General features: G+C 64.9%; 15 protein-coding genes. 4 read left to right on the top strand and 11 right to left on the bottom strand.

Annotation, left to right across the window (positions count from 1 at the left end; translation table 11 throughout):
* Nucleotides 1–289: 289 nt before the first annotated feature.
* Together IC761_RS08860 and IC761_RS08855 are read right to left on the bottom strand one after the other, a co-directional pair.
* Entirely contained in the window at nucleotides 290–1,873 is a 1,584-nt protein-coding gene (locus tag IC761_RS08860) for a DHA2 family efflux MFS transporter permease subunit (protein WP_195802875.1), read from the bottom strand.
* Between the two features lie 216 nt (nucleotides 1,874–2,089).
* Complete coding sequence (locus tag IC761_RS08855) at nucleotides 2,090–3,409, bottom strand: HlyD family secretion protein (RefSeq protein WP_195802874.1); 1,320 nt, start codon at nucleotides 3,407–3,409, stop codon at nucleotides 2,090–2,092.
* Between the two features lie 197 nt (nucleotides 3,410–3,606).
* On the opposite strand from IC761_RS08855, the gene IC761_RS08850 reads away from it, so the two are divergent.
* On the top strand, nucleotides 3,607–4,242 hold the full coding sequence (locus IC761_RS08850) for a TetR/AcrR family transcriptional regulator (protein ID WP_195802873.1): 636 nt from the start codon (nucleotides 3,607–3,609) through the stop codon (nucleotides 4,240–4,242).
* A 3-nt stretch (nucleotides 4,243–4,245) separates the two neighbouring features.
* Here the strand turns inward: IC761_RS08850 and IC761_RS08845 are convergent, their stop codons facing one another.
* The 4 genes from IC761_RS08845 to IC761_RS08830 all read right to left on the bottom strand — a co-directional run bounded on the left by IC761_RS08845 (nucleotide 4,246) and on the right by IC761_RS08830 (nucleotide 7,365).
* On the bottom strand, nucleotides 4,246–4,824 hold the full coding sequence (locus tag IC761_RS08845; RefSeq protein WP_195802872.1) for a histidine phosphatase family protein: 579 nt from the start codon (nucleotides 4,822–4,824) through the stop codon (nucleotides 4,246–4,248).
* A gap of 100 nt (nucleotides 4,825–4,924) precedes the next feature.
* On the bottom strand, nucleotides 4,925–6,121 hold the full coding sequence (locus tag IC761_RS08840; RefSeq protein ID WP_195802871.1) for an extensin-like domain-containing protein: 1,197 nt from the start codon (nucleotides 6,119–6,121) through the stop codon (nucleotides 4,925–4,927).
* Between the two features lie 106 nt (nucleotides 6,122–6,227).
* Nucleotides 6,228–6,365, bottom strand: coding sequence for a hypothetical protein (locus IC761_RS08835; RefSeq protein ID WP_195802870.1), 138 nt, complete (start codon nucleotides 6,363–6,365; stop codon nucleotides 6,228–6,230).
* A 178-nt stretch (nucleotides 6,366–6,543) separates the two neighbouring features.
* Nucleotides 6,544–7,365, bottom strand: coding sequence for a DUF2147 domain-containing protein (locus IC761_RS08830; RefSeq protein WP_195802869.1), 822 nt, complete (start codon nucleotides 7,363–7,365; stop codon nucleotides 6,544–6,546).
* Between the two features lie 195 nt (nucleotides 7,366–7,560).
* Between IC761_RS08830 and IC761_RS08825 the strand changes: the two genes are divergently transcribed.
* Entirely contained in the window at nucleotides 7,561–8,295 is a 735-nt protein-coding gene (locus IC761_RS08825; RefSeq protein WP_195802868.1) for a DUF2147 domain-containing protein, read from the top strand.
* Nucleotides 8,296–8,483: 188 nt separating this feature from the next.
* On the top strand, nucleotides 8,484–9,875 hold the full coding sequence (locus tag IC761_RS08820) for a FecR family protein (protein WP_195804595.1): 1,392 nt from the start codon (nucleotides 8,484–8,486) through the stop codon (nucleotides 9,873–9,875).
* A 178-nt stretch (nucleotides 9,876–10,053) separates the two neighbouring features.
* On the opposite strand, the gene IC761_RS08815 is transcribed toward IC761_RS08820, so the two are convergent.
* Together IC761_RS08815 and asd are read right to left on the bottom strand one after the other, a co-directional pair.
* The gene (locus tag IC761_RS08815; RefSeq protein ID WP_195802867.1) at nucleotides 10,054–10,623 is read right to left on the bottom strand and encodes an NUDIX hydrolase; all 570 of its coding nucleotides are present in this window, start codon (nucleotides 10,621–10,623) and stop codon (nucleotides 10,054–10,056) included.
* Nucleotides 10,624–10,690: 67 nt separating this feature from the next.
* Nucleotides 10,691–11,554: an archaetidylserine decarboxylase gene (asd, locus tag IC761_RS08810; RefSeq protein ID WP_195802866.1), complete on the bottom strand. Its 864-nt coding sequence runs from the start codon at nucleotides 11,552–11,554 to the stop codon at nucleotides 10,691–10,693.
* A gap of 35 nt (nucleotides 11,555–11,589) precedes the next feature.
* Here asd and IC761_RS08805 point away from each other — a divergent pair, with 35 nt between their 5' ends.
* A complete protein-coding gene (locus IC761_RS08805; protein ID WP_195802865.1) occupies nucleotides 11,590–13,254 on the top strand; it encodes an aminotransferase class III-fold pyridoxal phosphate-dependent enzyme in 1,665 nt (554 codons plus the stop codon).
* Nucleotides 13,255–13,541: 287 nt separating this feature from the next.
* Here IC761_RS08805 and IC761_RS08800 read toward each other — a convergent pair whose 3' ends face one another.
* The 3 genes from IC761_RS08800 to IC761_RS08790 form a co-directional block, all read right to left on the bottom strand.
* Complete coding sequence (locus tag IC761_RS08800) at nucleotides 13,542–14,201, bottom strand: hypothetical protein (protein ID WP_195802864.1); 660 nt, start codon at nucleotides 14,199–14,201, stop codon at nucleotides 13,542–13,544.
* A gap of 153 nt (nucleotides 14,202–14,354) precedes the next feature.
* Nucleotides 14,355–15,044, bottom strand: a complete 690-nt coding sequence (locus tag IC761_RS08795; protein ID WP_195802863.1) for a class I SAM-dependent methyltransferase — start codon at nucleotides 15,042–15,044, stop codon at nucleotides 14,355–14,357.
* Nucleotides 15,045–15,080: 36 nt separating this feature from the next.
* A complete protein-coding gene (locus IC761_RS08790; RefSeq protein WP_195802862.1) occupies nucleotides 15,081–16,133 on the bottom strand; it encodes a glycosyltransferase family 4 protein in 1,053 nt (350 codons plus the stop codon).
* Nucleotides 16,134–16,393: the final 260 nt, after the last annotated feature.

Below are 16,393 nucleotides of genomic sequence, written 5' to 3'. Positions count from 1 at the left end.
CAGGCCGGCCACGAAGGCCGAGGCGGCGTCAGCTAAACTTGGCTTTGACTTGGGAAGCGGAGCGATCGGGACTCTCGGTCGAAACCTTGGCCCAATCGAAGCTGGCGGAAATGGCCTCTAAAGGGCCGAGCACACACCGAGCGAGGTCATCGAACGCGAGCGTGCGATCTGCGAGTGCAACGAAATCATGCAAATCCCTCCCCGGTTCGAATGAATGAGGTGGGCTTTATAGATGCGTCGCCGATGATTTGCAACGGCCTCGCGCGCAATCACGCGCGAGTGTTGCAATTTAGTGCGCGTCGCCGCCGCCGGTCATCGAGGCCGGCTTGTTCAACAGCGTGACCAACAGGCTGAGGCCGAGATAGAACAGCGTCAACGCGAAGAAGGCATCGCCAAAGCTCATCACCGCGGCCTGGCGATGCACGATCTGGCTGAGCTGCTTCATCGCCATCAGCGAGGCGTCGCCGAGCCCCTGGAACTTCTGCGCCAGCATGGTCAGAGTCTCGGTCGCGGTCGCATTGCCCCAGGTCACCCGCTCCTGGAGACGGGTGATGTGGAGGTCGGTGCGGTCGTTGAGCACGGTGTTGATGACGGCAAGCCCGACCGCGCCGCCGAGATTGCGCATCAGGTTGAACAGGCCCGAGGCATTCTTCACCCGCTCCGGCGCCAGCGTGCCGAGCGCGATGTTGTTGGTCGGCACCATCGCGAACATCATGCCGATACCGCGCAGGATCTGCGGCACAAGCAACTCGTAGAAATCAAAATCGCGGGTGATCCAGGTCATCTGGTAGGAGCCGATCGCGAACACGATCAGGCCGAACGCGATCATGTAGCGCATGTCGAGCTTCACCATGAGACGGCCGACCAAAGGCGCGACCAGGAACATGGTGATGCCGGAGACGAACAAGGTCTCGCCGATCATCAGCGCGCTGTAGCCGCGAACTTCGGCGAGATAGCGCGGATAGATGTAGGTCAGGCCGTAGAGGCCGATGCCGATGCAGAACTGGAGCACGCAGCCGACCGCGAAATTGCGGTTGGAGAAGGTGCGCAGATTGACGATCGGCTCAGCCGCCGTGAACACGCGCCAGAAAAAGGCGATCGCCGAGATGGCGCCGACCGCGGCACAGATCGCGACCGAGGTGTCCTGCAACCATTCATATTGCGGGCCCTCCTCCAGCACATATTCCAGCGTGCCCAGGAAGCCGGCCATGAAGATCAGGCCCCACCAGTCGAAGCGATCGAGCAGCTCGAAATGCGGCTCGTCGAAATCGACCAGCGCCCACACACCAAGAGTAATGACGATGCCGGGGACGACGTTGATGAAGAACAGCCAGTTCCACGACATCAGGTCGGTGATATAGCCGCCGACGGTCGGCCCGATGGTCGGCGCCAGTGTCGCGACGAGCCCGATGATGGGACCGACGATGTGGAATTTCGAACGCGGGAACACGGTGTAGGCTGAGGCGAACACCGTCGGGATCATGCCGGCGCCGAGAAAGCCCTGGAGCGCGCGCCAGAGGATCATCTCCTCAATGGTCGTGGCAAAGCCGCATAGCAGGCTCGAGATGGTGAAGCCGGCCGCGGAGATCGCGAACAGAAGCCGCGTGCCGAAGGCGCGCGACAGAAAGCCCGACAGCGGGATCGCGATGACTTCGGCGATCAGATAGGCGGTCTGGACCCAGGACACTTCGCTCGAGCTCGCCGACAGGCCGGCCTGGATTTCGCTCAGGGACGCCGAAACGATCTGGATGTCCAGGATCGACATGAACATCCCGAACACCATGATGATGAAGGCAAACAGCCGCTTCGGCGCGATGCGCTCCGAAGCGGCGGCCGCCATCATGGCAGGTGAAGCAGTCGTGGCGTTCGCCATGGTATCAGCTCTGATCCAAGCAAGCTGCGAGTTGGGTACCCCCCTCCCGCTTGCGGGAGAGGTCGACGCGCTCAAAGAGCGCGGCGGGTGAGGGCTCTATCCTCTTGGGGAGTCTCGCCGGCGGAGACACCCTCTCCCCAGCCCTCTCCCGCAAGCGGGAGAGGGAGCGCACCTGCGCGCGGGGCAAGGGGGCGTGAGACCTCATCGCAGTACGTCCTACTGCGGATGGATCATGGTGGGATCGTCGAGGTCGATCTCGCTGTCGGCGTCGGCGGCACCCTTGTTGGTGTCGACGCTCGCGTAGACCGACATGCCGGCGCGGAGCAGGTTCTGCCTGGCGACCGACTTCGGCACGCGGATGCGGACCGGCACGCGCTGCACGATCTTGGTGAAGTTGCCGGTGGCGTTATCCGGCGGCAGCAGCGTGAACACCGAACCGGAGCCGGCCGCGATGCTCTCGACGACGCCGGCAAACTTGCGCATGCCGTAGGCGTCGACCTTGATCGTGACCGGCTGACCGGGACGGATCCGCTTGAGCTGGGTCTCCTTGAAATTGGCATCGATATAGACGTCGTCGAGCGGCACAACATTGCCGAGACGCTGGCCGACCGCGATGAAGTCGCCGGCGCTGACGAGACGGTTAGAGAAGATGCCGTCGATGGGCGCGCGCACCGCGGTGAAGGAGAGGTCACGTTCGGCCTTGGCCAGCGTGGTCTTGAGCTCGGCAAGCTGCGCCTGCGCCTCGGCCTGCTGGGCCTTGGCGACGTCGACATTGCTGACCGCAACGTCGTAGGCGGCCTGTGCGGCCTTGACGGCGGCAGCGCCCTGGTCGCGTCCGGCTTCCGAGGTCTCGAACGTGGCGCGCGAGGCAAAGCCCTTGCTGCTCAGCGCCTGCTGGCGCTCATAGTCGAGATCGGCGCGCTTGAGACCGGCTTCGGCGGAGACGAGCTGCGCCTTGGCCTGCACGACCTGGCTGTCGAGCGCCGCGATCTGGCGGCCGATGCGATCGATGGTGGCCTGCTGGGTGCCGATCCGGGTCGCAGCCGCGTCGACCGCAATCTTGTAGTCGCCGTCGTCGATACGAAGGATGGTGTCACCGGCATGCACCAGCGTGTTGTCGCCGGCGAGAATCGAGGAGATATGGCCGGCCACGCGCGCGCCGAGCATGGTGTTGTTGGCGCGGACATAGGCGTCGTCGGTTGAGACATAGAAGCGGCCGACCAGCGTGTAGTAGCCGGCATAGCTCGCGGCCGCGAGCGCCAGCACGAGGCCGATGCCCATCATGACGAATTTGCGCTTGCCGGATTTTGGCGCGGCAGCAGCCGCCTGGGGGGCGGGCTGATCAGCGGCCGGCTTGTCGGTCGCAGGCTTCTCCGGCGCCTCGCCGGGGCGGCGCTTGGTTTCCTCGGCCACATGAGATCGCAGCTGCTCGGCCAGCGCGGCCGATTTCTCGGTCGCCGCGTCACCGTTCGCCGAACTCGTCTCCACCGCTTCCTGGCGAAGGACGCGCGCAGCCTGGTCTCTCGATGTGGCCATAAAGGCCTCCCCAATAAAAAAGCGCGATGCAGGACGGGCCGCCACGCGGCCTCCTCCCGGTCATCCACCCCAAATACCATTGACCGAACGGTTCGGTCAATATACATTATTCCCGCGTTGGACCCTACTGGCCCGAATCCTTTATTCGGGTTTCATGGTTCGAGACCCTGCCCAAAACCTTTCGAGACCCTAAACCAATGGTTGCAGCCGACCGCGAACATCTGCACGTCGTCTCCGAAGAGGACAGCTCGAAGCGCCGCCAGATCCTGGACGGCGCCCGCAAGGTGTTCATGGATCTCGGTTTTGACGGGTCCAGTATGGGCGAGATCGCGCGCGCGGCCGCGGTCTCGAAGGGCACGCTCTACGTCTACTTCGCCGACAAATGCGCCCTGTTCGAAGCGATCCTCGAAGAGGAAGCGCTCCAGCACGGCCAGGTCGTGTTCAACTTCGATCCGGTGCGCGACGCCGAGACCACGCTGAAGGAATTTGGCGCGGCCTATCTCCATCTGCTGTGCCGGCCCGGCGGTGGATCGGCGATCCGCACCGTGATGGCGATCGCCGAGCGCATGCCCGACGTCGGCCGCCGCTATTACCTGCGCGTGCTGGACAAGACCATCAACCGGCTGTCCGAATATCTCAAAGCCCATGTCGCCTCCGGCGATCTCAAGATCGACGATTGCGACCTCGCCGCCTCTCAGTTCATGGAATTGTGCAAGGCCTCGCTCTTCCTGCCCTTCGTCTTCCAGGCCGCGCCACCGCCGTCGGAAGAGCGCATGGCTGAAGTGATCGACAGCGCGACGCGGATGTTCTTGGCGGCGTATCGGGCGAGCTAGCCCTCAGACATCTTCCATTCTGCGCCAGCCATGCAGGACACGGCGCCCGTCTCGTGCGAACGCGAAGCAGCTGCCGCCACCGGCCGGCTGATCGTGGACGCGATCGATGGGATGGCCGGCATAATGGCAGAACAGCAGCGTGCCGACGGCGCCGTGGCCGACGAAGAGAATGTCGCCCGGGCGATTGCGCGCGAGCACTGCTTCCGCTTCGCGCACGATACGCGCCTGCGCATCGATGGCGCGCTCCCAGCCGCGAATGCTGAGATGAGGCTCAGCGAAAAACTGGTCGGCAACCTGCTCGAACTCGGCCGCCACGAGAAAGCCCGTCGCCGAGCGATCGTTCTCATGCATGGCCTCGCGGATCTCGATCATGAGGCCAAGCCGGCTCGCGACGATCTCGGCGGTCTCGATCGCCTTGCGCTCGCCGCTGGAGACGATCTGCCTTGTGTTCGCAAGCCAGCTCGCCTTCGCCGCCGTCTCGGTGCGCGCGCACCCGACCTCGCTCAGGCCCCATTGTGGAACCGGCACAGCGGGATCGATTTGCACCTGTGGATGGGTGAGATAGCGGACGATGGAGGTCATCTCGTTGACGTGGTCGTAGCCCGCATGGAGCGAAGCGAAATGCGGGGATGCTGTCCCGGATTGCGCTTCGCTCCATCCGGGCTACTGGCGAGGCGCTAGACTAATCGTCCGAGAACTCGTCTTCCTCGTTGATCTTCTCGTGCTTGCCGCTCTTGCGCGCGCCGAGCGAGCCGGTGACGTAGGGATCGCGGGTGTTGGCGTAGGGGTTACGCCCCTGCGCGCGGGCGGCGACCTCTTCGCCGGAGACGGCGGCCGGCTGGCAGATCAGGCGGCGGCTGGCGCGGCGCATCAGATCGACGTGGATGTGATCGTAGTGATAGACGTTGGAGCCCGGCGCGAGCACCGTGGTGAAATGTGCGCAGGCGCCCGATTGCACGTCGCGCAGAAAGCCCTGCTCCTCAGGCAGACCGTGCCAGCCATCCTTCACCAAGATGCGGCGGCCGTCCGCGAGCGTGAAGCCGGCGACGTCGAGCGCATTGCCGAAGGCATGCTCGGAAATGTGGGCGTGCGGATTGCCGTTCATGCCGCGGCAGGAATAGGCGGAGATCTGCTTGATCTCGACCACACGCTGGCCGAACCAGCGCATCGCCGAAGGCTGCACGGTGTCGGCAAACCAGCGGTCGAGCTCGGACACGATCGGACAGGCGAGCGTCGCGGTCGGCTTCACCGCGACGGGACCGACGGCGGTGACGGGATTGCCCTGCACTGGGCCAAGGCGCGGCAGCGGCTGCTGCTCCGGAGCCTGCGAATAGGGTGCCGGCTGTCGCGCCGGATAGCTCGGCGCGTTCATGTAGCGCGCCGCTCCTGCGGCGTCGGTGCCCTCGGGCGGCAGGTCGATCTCGTCTTCCTGCGGCGCCACGCCGGGCGCGCTGAGCGAGACCGGGCCGGAGGACGCGCCATAGCCGGTGGGCTGGCGCACGGCCGCTTCGGGATAATTTTGTCGCTGCGGATAGCCGGACGCCGGATAGTTCGATTGCGGCTGCGTCATCGGCCAGCGCGGCTGGTTGCCGATGCTCCCGGGCGGGCGCAGCTCCTCGTCGGCAAAGCCATAGCTCGAGGAGGGGTCGCCGATCGCGGCGACCTTCAGCGGGAACTCGGCGCCGCACATGCCGGGACCGGAGATCGGATCGATGCGGACGATGTCCGCGCTCTCTTTCACCGCACCGGATTTCAGGCACGCTGCTTCGGCCTCGGCCCGCCACGGTTCGCGTTCGGCCTGGAAGAAGCCACGACCGCAACCCGCAAGCGATACAAGGACGATGGAGCCGACGAGATACAAACGAACTCCGCGCGTCATGCGCGGCAGGTTCGGTGAATTTACTTAAAGACTCTTTAGCGTTTCGATTTCAGTTTCGGTTAACCATGCCGGCCGCCCGCAATGCGCGCGACCGGGCAAAGTCGCTTCAGAAGTTGGAGCAGTCCGATCCGGTGATGCCGCCGATCTTGAAATCGCGGCACATCATGCCGGGATTATCTGGATCTGGATAGCGATCGTCCTTCTCGCGCCTGGTGTGATCGAAGCGCCAGCGGCGCGAACGCATGCAGCGCTTGTACTCGGCCGATGTCGCCGTACCGTTCTGCGGCGCACCGAACTGCGCATCGCAGACCGCGCCGTCAAACAGCAGCGCGCCCCTGCCGCGCGGCAGGTTCGGTGTAGGACGATGACAAATTGGATAGGGGATTTACACCCTGCCCTGGAGGGTAAGAGAAATTCATCGATTACGACCGCGCACTCCATTGCCGCGATCTCGTGATCACCGGCTCACGCCCCTCCTCGACCCGCGTCCAGTCGTTGCCGGTGCACCAGAAATGGCCGAGGGCGCAGGCTTCGACGTGGAGCTTGCCGGATGCCTTCAGCCTCATCGTCGCATAATAAGTGTGGCCGCTGGCACGGCTGTAGATGTTACCGGCCCAGACGCCGTCCGATTTCGGCATCATGTTGACGAGCACGCTCTCGCCCTTGGTTGAAGCCTCCGTCAGCGCATAGCCGCACAGCGCGGGACCGCAACGTTCGATGCGGACCGCACTCTTGGCGCCTGCGCTCTCCCATTGGCCGAGCGGTGAATCGGCCGGCTCATCGGCACTCGGCGGTGAGATCGCGACAGGCGCGGGCGCAATGCGCGGCGGATCGAGAGATATCGTTTGTGGCGGGTCGATGTGCGGCGGCGCGAGGCTCGGCGTGGGTGACAGGGTGGCGGGCCGGGACGCCGTGGCTGCAAGGACGGGCGCAGGCGGTGGTGCCGGTTGCGGCACGACGGTCGCTTGAGGCGGTCTGATCGGGGCTGGCGGGCAGTTCGGCTGCGGCGTCGCAGCCACCGGCACCGGCGCAGGAGGTGAGACCGGGGTTGTGTCGACGCCCTGGGATGGCTGGATGCCGCGCGTTGAGGAGATCGAAACGCAAGATGCCGAACGGCAGTTGCGTGGGGCTTCGACGTGGAACCTTCGGCCGCGGAACGCGAAGTCGTAGGAATTGGCGTGTGCCGCGGGCGCAATCGCCGTCAGTGCGATCAAAATGCCAAGCGAAGTCGCAAGCCGCTTCATCGACGCCTCCTTCGTGTCGCGACGACGTTACGCCGATGAACCGCGGCTGAATGTGCGCTGCCTCACCGAGGAGCGGCGCGAGCCGTTGTGACATCCATCACAGAAGTCCGGACAAGCCCGGCATAGGGTCCGAACCACATTCACCGCGTCGGCGACTTCAGGCCATCACGGGATCACGCAATTTTGGAGGCTGTCATGAACAAGCTCACCATCGCCGCCACTGCACTCTTCCTCGCTTCGACCGCCGTCGCGCATGCCGGCAATTCGATCTCGTTCCAGGTCGACGGCCAGAATATCCGCATCGAGAGGTCGCGCAATTGCGCCTCGCTCAATTGCGTCACCGTCGTGGCCCCTAGCCTGTCGGACAAGCCGATCAAGCTGAACGACATCAATCTCAACAACCTTGGGTCCAAGCACGACGACGACGCGCCGGCTCCCGCCGCCGCGCCGCCCGCACCAGCTCCAGCGCAGCAGGCGCCGGTTCAGGCGACCGCGCCAGCCGCGCCCGCGGCTCCCGCTCCCGCAACGACGATTGCTGCCGCTCCGTCAGTCGGCTTCGACAAGACGACGCAGCCCGCGCCGGTCGCTGTACCTCCTGCGCCGCCTGCCGCACCCGCTCCGGTGGCCGCCGCGTCCGCGCCGACCGCGAATACGCCAATCGGCGTATGGGCGACCGAACAGAACAAGGGCAATGTCCGCGTCGAACAGTGCGGCTCCAATCTCTGCGGCTATGCCGAGAAGAACCACGAGCTGATCCTGATCAATATGAAGCCCGACGGCGCCAAGTGGAGTGGCAGCATCCGCGATCCGAGGTCCGGCAAGAACTACGACTCGACGATCGCGCTGAAGAGCCCGGACGCGCTGCGCGTGCAGGGCTGTGCCTTGGGCGGCATGGTCTGCGGCGGCGAGACGTGGAAGCGCGTGAGCTGACGCAGGGCGGCGTCCGCCGCTGGCAAGTGTTCTTGTTCCTATGATGGCGCCACGTCCCCGACATGGGACGTGGCGTTTGAGCGTTGGCCCGTCCCATGCGACAGATGTTCATCCGCCATTCAGCCACATCCGGCTGATATCGGCCGATCTCGCCTCGCGTTCTTACCGGGACCTCATTCGTGGCTTTGATAGTGGCTTGGCGCCGCGTCGTGCTTGCTTTGCCGCTGCTGGCGCTGCCGCTGGCAGGCTCAAGGGATGCGTGCGCCTCTGAGGCGATCGAGCTTGCGCAGGCGCAGCCGCAAGCACACCCGGCGCCTGCGGCCTCGCCGGCGCCGGCTGCCACACCGACGCCGGCAACGGACGCGCAATCCACCGCTGTCGAACCGATCGGCAACGTCGCGACGGTGACGGGAATTGCGACCGTGATCCGCGACAAGAATTCATATCCGCTGAAGGTGCGCGACGACATCTATCTCAACGATGTCGTGCGGACCTCGTCGAACTCCTCGCTCGGCATCACCTTCAACGACGCGACCACGTTCAATCTCTCGGCCAGCGCCAGGATCACGATCGACAATTACGTATACGAGGACGGCGGCAAGCAGAATTCCGCGATCTTCGACATCGGCAAGGGTACGGTCGCCTTCGTTGCGGCGGCGGTAGCAAAGACCGGCGACATGAAGATCGCAACGCCAACCGCGACGCTCGGCATCCGCGGCACCACCGGCGTCGTCGACGTGCCCGAGAATCTGACCGCGAACACTGCGAACAACGTCAACATCAAGCTCTATCCCGACGCCGATGGCCGGGTCGGGCATATCGACGTCAACGACCGCACCAGTGGCGTACGTCTCGGCGCGCTGACGCAAGGATCGAGCGGCTTTGCGATTCGTCCGGGTACTGGTGGCCCCGCTGGCATGCGCTTCGCCGCGGTGCCGATCACGATCCCGCCGCAGCAGCTTGCGCGCGACCGCGGCTTCGTCAGCCAGGTGCACGCAGCTCAGACCTCGGGCCGGCAGATCGTCACCGAGCAGCGCGACTTCCGCCGCGCCAACCCGGCGGCTATCAGCCGTATTCCGCGGCCGGCGCAGCCGCCGCAACAGCAACAATTGCGGCCGAACACCGCGCCGGGCCAACAACAGCCGCAGCGGCCGAACGGCCAGCCGGGTCAGAACAACCGTCCGGGTCAGCAGCAGCAGCCGGGAACACCGAACCGCCAGGGAACGCAACCCGGCACGCAGACGCCGCAGCGGCAGGGACAAGGCGGCGCTGTGCAACCGGGCACGCCGCGCGCGGGCCAGGGGCAGCAACAAGGTCAGGGTCCCGGACAGCCGGCCGGCCAGCCGCGCACCGGACAAGGCACGCAGCCCGGCGGCGCATCACCGACGCAACAAGGCGCCACGCCGCAAACGCCGCGCACGGGATTGCAGCCCGGACAGCCCGGCGCGCAACCAGCGGTCCAGCCGCAACAAGGCGGCGTGCAGCGTCAACCCGGCTTGCAGCAGCGCCTGCCAGGTGCACAGCGCCCCGCCGCGGCGCGCAAACCCGCGCTGGCTCCGAAAGAGAAGAAGAGGCGGTAGCTTCTGCGAAAATTCTGCAAGAGAGGCTCGATCCGCCGTCTCCTCTCCGTCATTGCGAGCGCAGCGAAGCAATCCAGAGTCCCTCCGCGGAAAGATTCTCTCGCAATGACGATTTGGAGGCAGCTGACGCTAACCCGACCAGGCCCACGCGCGAATATTCACCAAGGGTGAAGAGACCTCACGCCTCGCCGCGGAGCCACGCCCTCACCTTTTGCAGCAGGCCGTGGTGCAGTTCGTCGACGGAGGCGGCTTCGGCAGGGGTCAACGTCTGCAAGGCGGCGTCGATGTCGTCGGCAGCGAGCGGCGGGGTCGGCTCGGGCGCGGGCGAAGACGCTAGACCTGAGGCTGCAATGGCGACCGGGCCGATCTGGGTGAGGAAGGCGCGCTCATATTCGCGCGACAGTCGCGCGATCGCGTCCTCCAGCGGCACCCAGTCCACCGCCTTGATGTCGTTCATCAGCTTGCGAACCGGGCCGCCCTCGGCCTCCATCCGCCAGAAATGCACGATCTTGGAGCGGCCGCCGGACTGGTAGGCGATCGTGCCCAGAAATTCGTGGATGGCGACGTCGTGGCCGGTCTCCTCCAGCACCTCGCGATGGGCGGCTTCCTTCGGCGTCTCGCCGTCGTCGAGCTTGCCCTTGGGCAGGACCCATTCATTGCGCTTGCGCTGGCGCACGATTGCAACCAGCGGCGTGTCGCCACGCCGCAGCACAATACCACCCGCCGCCATTACCGGCGCCCGCGCCATCACCAAACCCGTGTCGATCGATTCGTCCCCGCGGACGATATAGGCGGCCGAAACGGCAGATTGAAGGCTAGTTTTTTTGCAGCAGTGCTTGACCGGCGCGGATGCGCATGCCTTCGGCAATGCCGTCGCAGAAGGTGAAATCGCCGGGTGCGAGGATGATAATGGTCGAGCCATGCTCGAACCAGCCAAGCTCCTCGCCCTTGGTCACGTTGACATCGCAGGGAAAATTGACCGGGCCGCAGGTCTGCGCGTTCAGCACCATGTCGAGGAAGTGCAGACGGATGCTTGCGACCAGGATCGCAGCGACCGGCACCAGCGTCACCGCCTCGCCGGTCGACAAATGCGTGCGGATCACCGCGCGCTCATTCTTGCAGAACAGCCGCTCGACCCGTTTCAGCGCGATCGGGTTGACGTTCCAGACGTCGCCATGGATCAGCGTGACACGCTCGATATGCGCATCACAGGGCGCATGAAAGCGGTGATACATGCTCGACGTCAGCCGCAGCGTGACGAAGCTTCCGTTGCGATGCTGGTCGACCAGGGCGGAATCGCCCAAGAGATCGAGCAGCGAATAGGGCGCACCCTTGACCTGGAACAGCTCGGTATCGGCAATCCGGCCATGGGCGCCGACGATGCCGTCCGAGGGGCTGGCGACGACGGAAGGGTCGGGATCAAAGGGCCGCAGGCCGGGCTTCAGCTCGCGGGTAAAGCAGTCGTGCAGGCTCTCGAAATGGGTTTTCCGCGCCTCCGACAGATCGAGGTCGGAGAACAGCCTCCACAGGGCGATCGAGCCATCCCGCACCAGCGGATTCTCGATCTTGGAGAACCAGCCCATGAAGCGGGTCACGGCCGCGCGGGGGATGCGGTTGGTCAACAGGAAGTTGAGGTCTTCCTGCTGGGTGAAAGAGGCGATGAGGGCTTTGACTGTCATGAATCTGTCAGCTGGTCCGGTTAGCGCTTGTTGTCATGGAAACGACACTCCCGATTCTCTCATTTTCCGTGGCCGCCGCAGCGTCCGCTGCCGCCGTCTTCCCGAAGCTCAAGGCGCGCGTCGCGCTCTCCCGCGCCAAACACCGCTCGCTCGCCGGGCACTCCAAGATGTCGCGGCGGGTGGCGCGGCTGCTGCCGTTCTACGAGTTCGAGGGCGATGCGTATTTCGGCTGCGACGGTGCGCCGGCGAATGTGGTGATGCAACGCAAGGACGCCTTCTTCCGCCTCGCGCGCCTCTACGCCGATCGCTACCCCAAGGGCCGCGCGATGACCAGGGAAGCGGCGGAGACGATCTCCGACCTGAACTTCACCGAGAGCTACCGCGTGCCGTTCCAGTTCTCGCGTCTCGTCCGCGAGCATCTGGGCACCTCGACCTTCATGGAATCGTCCAGCGGCGTCACCGTCACGGACGTCGACGGCAACACCTCCTACGACCTCACCGGCTCCTACGGCGTCAACATCTTCGGTAACGACTTCTACAAGGAATGCATCGAGGGCTCCGAGAAGCGGGCGCATGCTCTCGGACCGGTGCTCGGCCCCTACCATCCCGTCATCCTCGAGAACGTGCAGCGGCTCTGCCAGATCTCGGGCCTCGACGAGGTCTCGTTCCACATGTCCGGCACCGAAGCCGTAATGCAGGCGGTGCGGCTCGCGCGTTACCACACCAAGCGCACCCATCTCGTTCGTTTCGCCGGCGCCTATCACGGCTGGTGGGGCGACGTGCAGCCCGGCGTCGGCAATCCGATCGCCGCGCACGAGACCTACACCCTCGCCGAGATGTCTGAGAAGACGCTGCACGTTCTGCGCACGCGCAAGGACATCGCCTGCGTGCTGGTCAACCCGCTGCAGGGCCTGCATCCGAATGCCAACGCGCCCGGCGATTCCTCGCTGGTCGACTCGTCCCGCGGCGGCAATTTCGACCGCGCGGCGTACACGGAATGGCTGAAGCAGCTGCGTGAGGTCTGCACCGAGCGCGGCATCGTGCTGATCTTCGACGAGGTCTTCGTCGGCTTCCGTCTCGCCGCCGGCGGTGCCCAGGAATATTTTGGCGTCAAGGCCGACATGGTGACCTACGGCAAGAGCCTCGCCGGCGGCCTGCCGGTCGGCGTGGTCTGCGGCAAACGCGAACTGATGCGCCGCTTCCGCGACGATCGCCCCGCCGACATCTGCTTCGCCCGCGGCACCTTCAACTCGCATCCCTACGTCATGACGGCGATGGACGAGTTCCTGAGCCGGCTCGCGAGCCCGAACTTCCGCGCCATCTATGACGGGCTGGAGGCGACCTGGAACGGCCGCGCGCAAAAGCTCAACCAGATGATGACCGACGCCAAGCTGCCGGTGCAGTTCGCCAATCTGTCGTCGATCTGGACTGTGAAATACACCACCCCGTCCCGCTACAACTGGATGCTGCAATATTACCTGCGCGCCGAGGGCCTGTCGCTGAGCTGGGTCGGCACCGGCCGGCTGATCTTCAGCCTCAACTACACCGATGCCGACTTCACCGAGGTCGCCGAGCGCTTCGTCCGCGCCGCCGAGAGGATGAAGGCCGACGGCTTCTGGTGGCACGACGGCGCGCTCACCAACAAGAACATCAAGCGGCAGATCTTGAAAGAGATGCTGGCCAAGCGCTTTGGGCGCTGAGGCTTCACCATTCTTCGCCTCGAGCACCGCCCTCTCCTCTCCCTCGCCCCGCTTGCGGGGAGAGGGTCGGGGTGAGGGGGAGTCTCCGCGGGCGCGGTGAGCGTTGGCAGGCATATTGCAAGCAACACCCCCGCGGAGACTCCCCCTCACCCGTCGCGCTGCGCGCGCCGGCCTCTCCCCGCACGCGGGGAGAGGCGAAGAGACATCCCTCAAGACGTGGATGCCCGGCACAAGGCCGGGCATGACGTAACCATCAGACATCGGAATGTTATGTGAGAGCGGCGCGCTCAGGCGTGCTGCTCTTCGAGCACGGGCTCGGAGATCAAGCCCAGCGTGTGCTCGGGGTTGAGGTGCAGGCCGGGATCCATCAGCTCGCCGCGCATCAGCGCCATCGGCGCATTGCGATAAAGCATCAGGTCATGGAACGGGTCGGTGAGGATCTTGGTCATCCAGACCAGGCCGGTCTCAACGTCGCGGATGAAGAACAGGTGCACGGTGCGGAACAGCAGACCGCCGCCGCCGATCACGAGCCAGATCTTGGCCACCTGCCGCATGAAGTCGGCTGCGGAAGCCCAGGGCGTGAACAGGCCGAACAGCGTCGGATCGACGACCAGCACCAGCGGCGAGAGAGCCCAGATCACCATCAGCACCACCTTGCGCTGAAGGTTGTAGCCGACCTTGATGTCTTCCTTGTACTCGTGGGTGGCCTGGTTGATGTGGTCGTAATCATGCGGCTCGAAGAAGAAGTGACCGGCCTGGCGCGAGGTCATCGAGACCAGCCAGCCGACCAGCGCCGAGATCGCGGGATCGACGAACAGCCAGACATAGGCGAAAAGGAAGCTCATCGCGCTGACGAAGTGCAGGCTCTGATTGATGCGGCTGTGGTGATAGTAGCGATGGTCGTCCCAGCGCTGAATCCGCAGCTGCTCGAGGTAATTCTTGATCATGCTTTCCCCCAAAAGGCTTTCGGGTAAGGGATTTACAGGGATTCGATGTACGCCGTGTGACATCATCATTTTGTCATGTGACAATGGGCAGCGACGCGATGACGCACGCGATCGCGTGAGCGGCGGACCAAGCCGCCGTTCTCACGGCCTCACTCAGGCTGCCTTGGCGACGTCGACCTTGCGGAAGCGCACCAGCGAGAAATGGCCGAGCGGCGGAATCAGGCGGCGTTCGGCGAGCTCGATGCCATGGGCGCCGGACAGCCACTTGGCGTAACGCGACCAGGCAAACTCGGCGGTGCGGAAGCCGAGCGGACGCACCACCGGCTGGAGCTTCTGCTCGATGAAGCGGCGCATGCCGGCGTCGGCGCTGACGCGGGTGAGGATGATCAGCTCGCCGCCCGGACGCAGCACGCGGGCGAATTCGTCGAGCGCCTTCTCCGGGTTCGGTACCGCGGTAACGACATATTGGGCCATCACGACGTCGAAGGAATTGTCGGGGAATTCGAGCTTCTCGGCATCCATCACCGCGAGACCCTCGACGTTCTTGAGATTGCCGTCGGCGACGCGCTGACGCGCCTTGTCCAGCATCGCTTCCGAAATGTCGGTGCCGAAGATGCGCAGATGCGGCGCATACATCGGCAGCGAGATGCCGGTACCGACGCCAACCTCGAGCACGCGGCCGCCGATCTTGTTGGTGGCTGCGATCGCCGCGGCCCGGCCCTTGGCGAACACGCCGCCGAACACGAGGTCGTAGACGGGCGCCCAGCGGTCGTAAGCCTGCTCGACCGTCCCACGGGTGAGGTCGAGCTGCTGGGTGTCGTCAAGGTTCATGATCTTAGCCATCGATGAGGTTCTCGCTGTGGTTCAAACGTTTTTGGATCAGCCGCGCACCGGCCGCCGCGCCATGACCGGCGAGGCGCGCAGGATGCGGCTGGGCTGGAGTGAGGTGAGATTGCCGACGAACTGGCGCGCGCTGTTCTCCCAGGAGCGCTCCAGCGCGAAGTTGCGGCAGGTCTCGCGCGACATGGTCAGCGCGCGCAGACAGGCCGTGCGCAGATCGTGATCGATCGCCCCGATCGGATGATCGGCGATGACGTCCTTCGGACCCGTCACCGGGAAGGCCGCAACCGGCGTGCCGCAGGCGAGCGCCTCCAGCTGCACCACGCCGAACGTGTCGGTGAGGCTTGGGAAGACGAACACATCGGCAGCCGCAAGATGCGAAGTGAGATCCGCACCCTTCTTCTCGCCGAGGAAGACGGCATTGGGATACTTCTTCTCGAGCGCCGCCTTCTGCGGGCCGTCGCCGACGACGACCTTGGTGCCGGGCAGATCGAGCGAGAGGAACGCTTCGAGGTTTTTCTCCACAGCGACGCGGCCCATGGTCATGAAAATCGGCCGCGGCAGATCCAGCGTGGCGGGCGAATCAGGATGGAACAGCTCGGTGTTGACGCCGCGGCCCCAGAAGCCGAGCCGCTTGAAGCCGCGCCCGGAGAGCTCCTGCCGCAGCGACGGGGTCGCCACCATGGTCATGGCGGCGGCATCGTGGAAGTGGCGCAGCACGGCATAGCCGACGGCATCAGGGATGCCGGTCCGCACCGAGACATATTCGGGGAAACGCGTCGTGTAGGACGTCGTGAAGGCGAGGCGGTTGCGGCGGCAATAGGCCCGCGCGGCCCAGCCGATCGGACCTTCGGTCGCAATATGCAGGGCCTCCGGCGCCGCCTTCTCGATCCGCCGCGCGATCTCTTTGCCGCTCGGCAGCGCAATTCGAATACCCGGATAGGTCGGTAGCGGCCAGGACCGGAAGCCGTCCGGCGTCACGAAGTCGATCTCGACATCGAGGGCCTTGGCGGCGGCCGCCAGCGAGGTCAGCGTCCGGACCACACCGTTAACCTGCGGATGCCAGGCGTCAGTCGCGATTAATACCCGCATGGGCGAATCCCGAGAGTTTGATGATTCTCGGCTGAGGACCATCAACCACGGATATTTCAGGCGTGTGACGTCACATAAATGTCGGCCCGCTGTTTTGTTCGTTAACGGCGGCACCCGGCCACGAAACTGTCATGAAACAATCCTTGCCGCGACGAAACCGTTTTCGGTTTTCCGCGCAAACGTCCCGAAACTTTTTGTCGTTAGTGAATTAGGCAACAGAGCACCGAAACGGTGCCGGGGTGACCAAGAAACACCGCGCA

Source organism: Bradyrhizobium commune (genome assembly GCF_015624505.1).
In the GTDB taxonomy this organism is placed as follows: Bacteria; Pseudomonadota; Alphaproteobacteria; order Rhizobiales; family Xanthobacteraceae; genus Bradyrhizobium; species Bradyrhizobium commune.
Note: the sequence above shows the minus strand (reverse complement) of the source record. Positions and strands in the feature narration are given on the sequence as shown.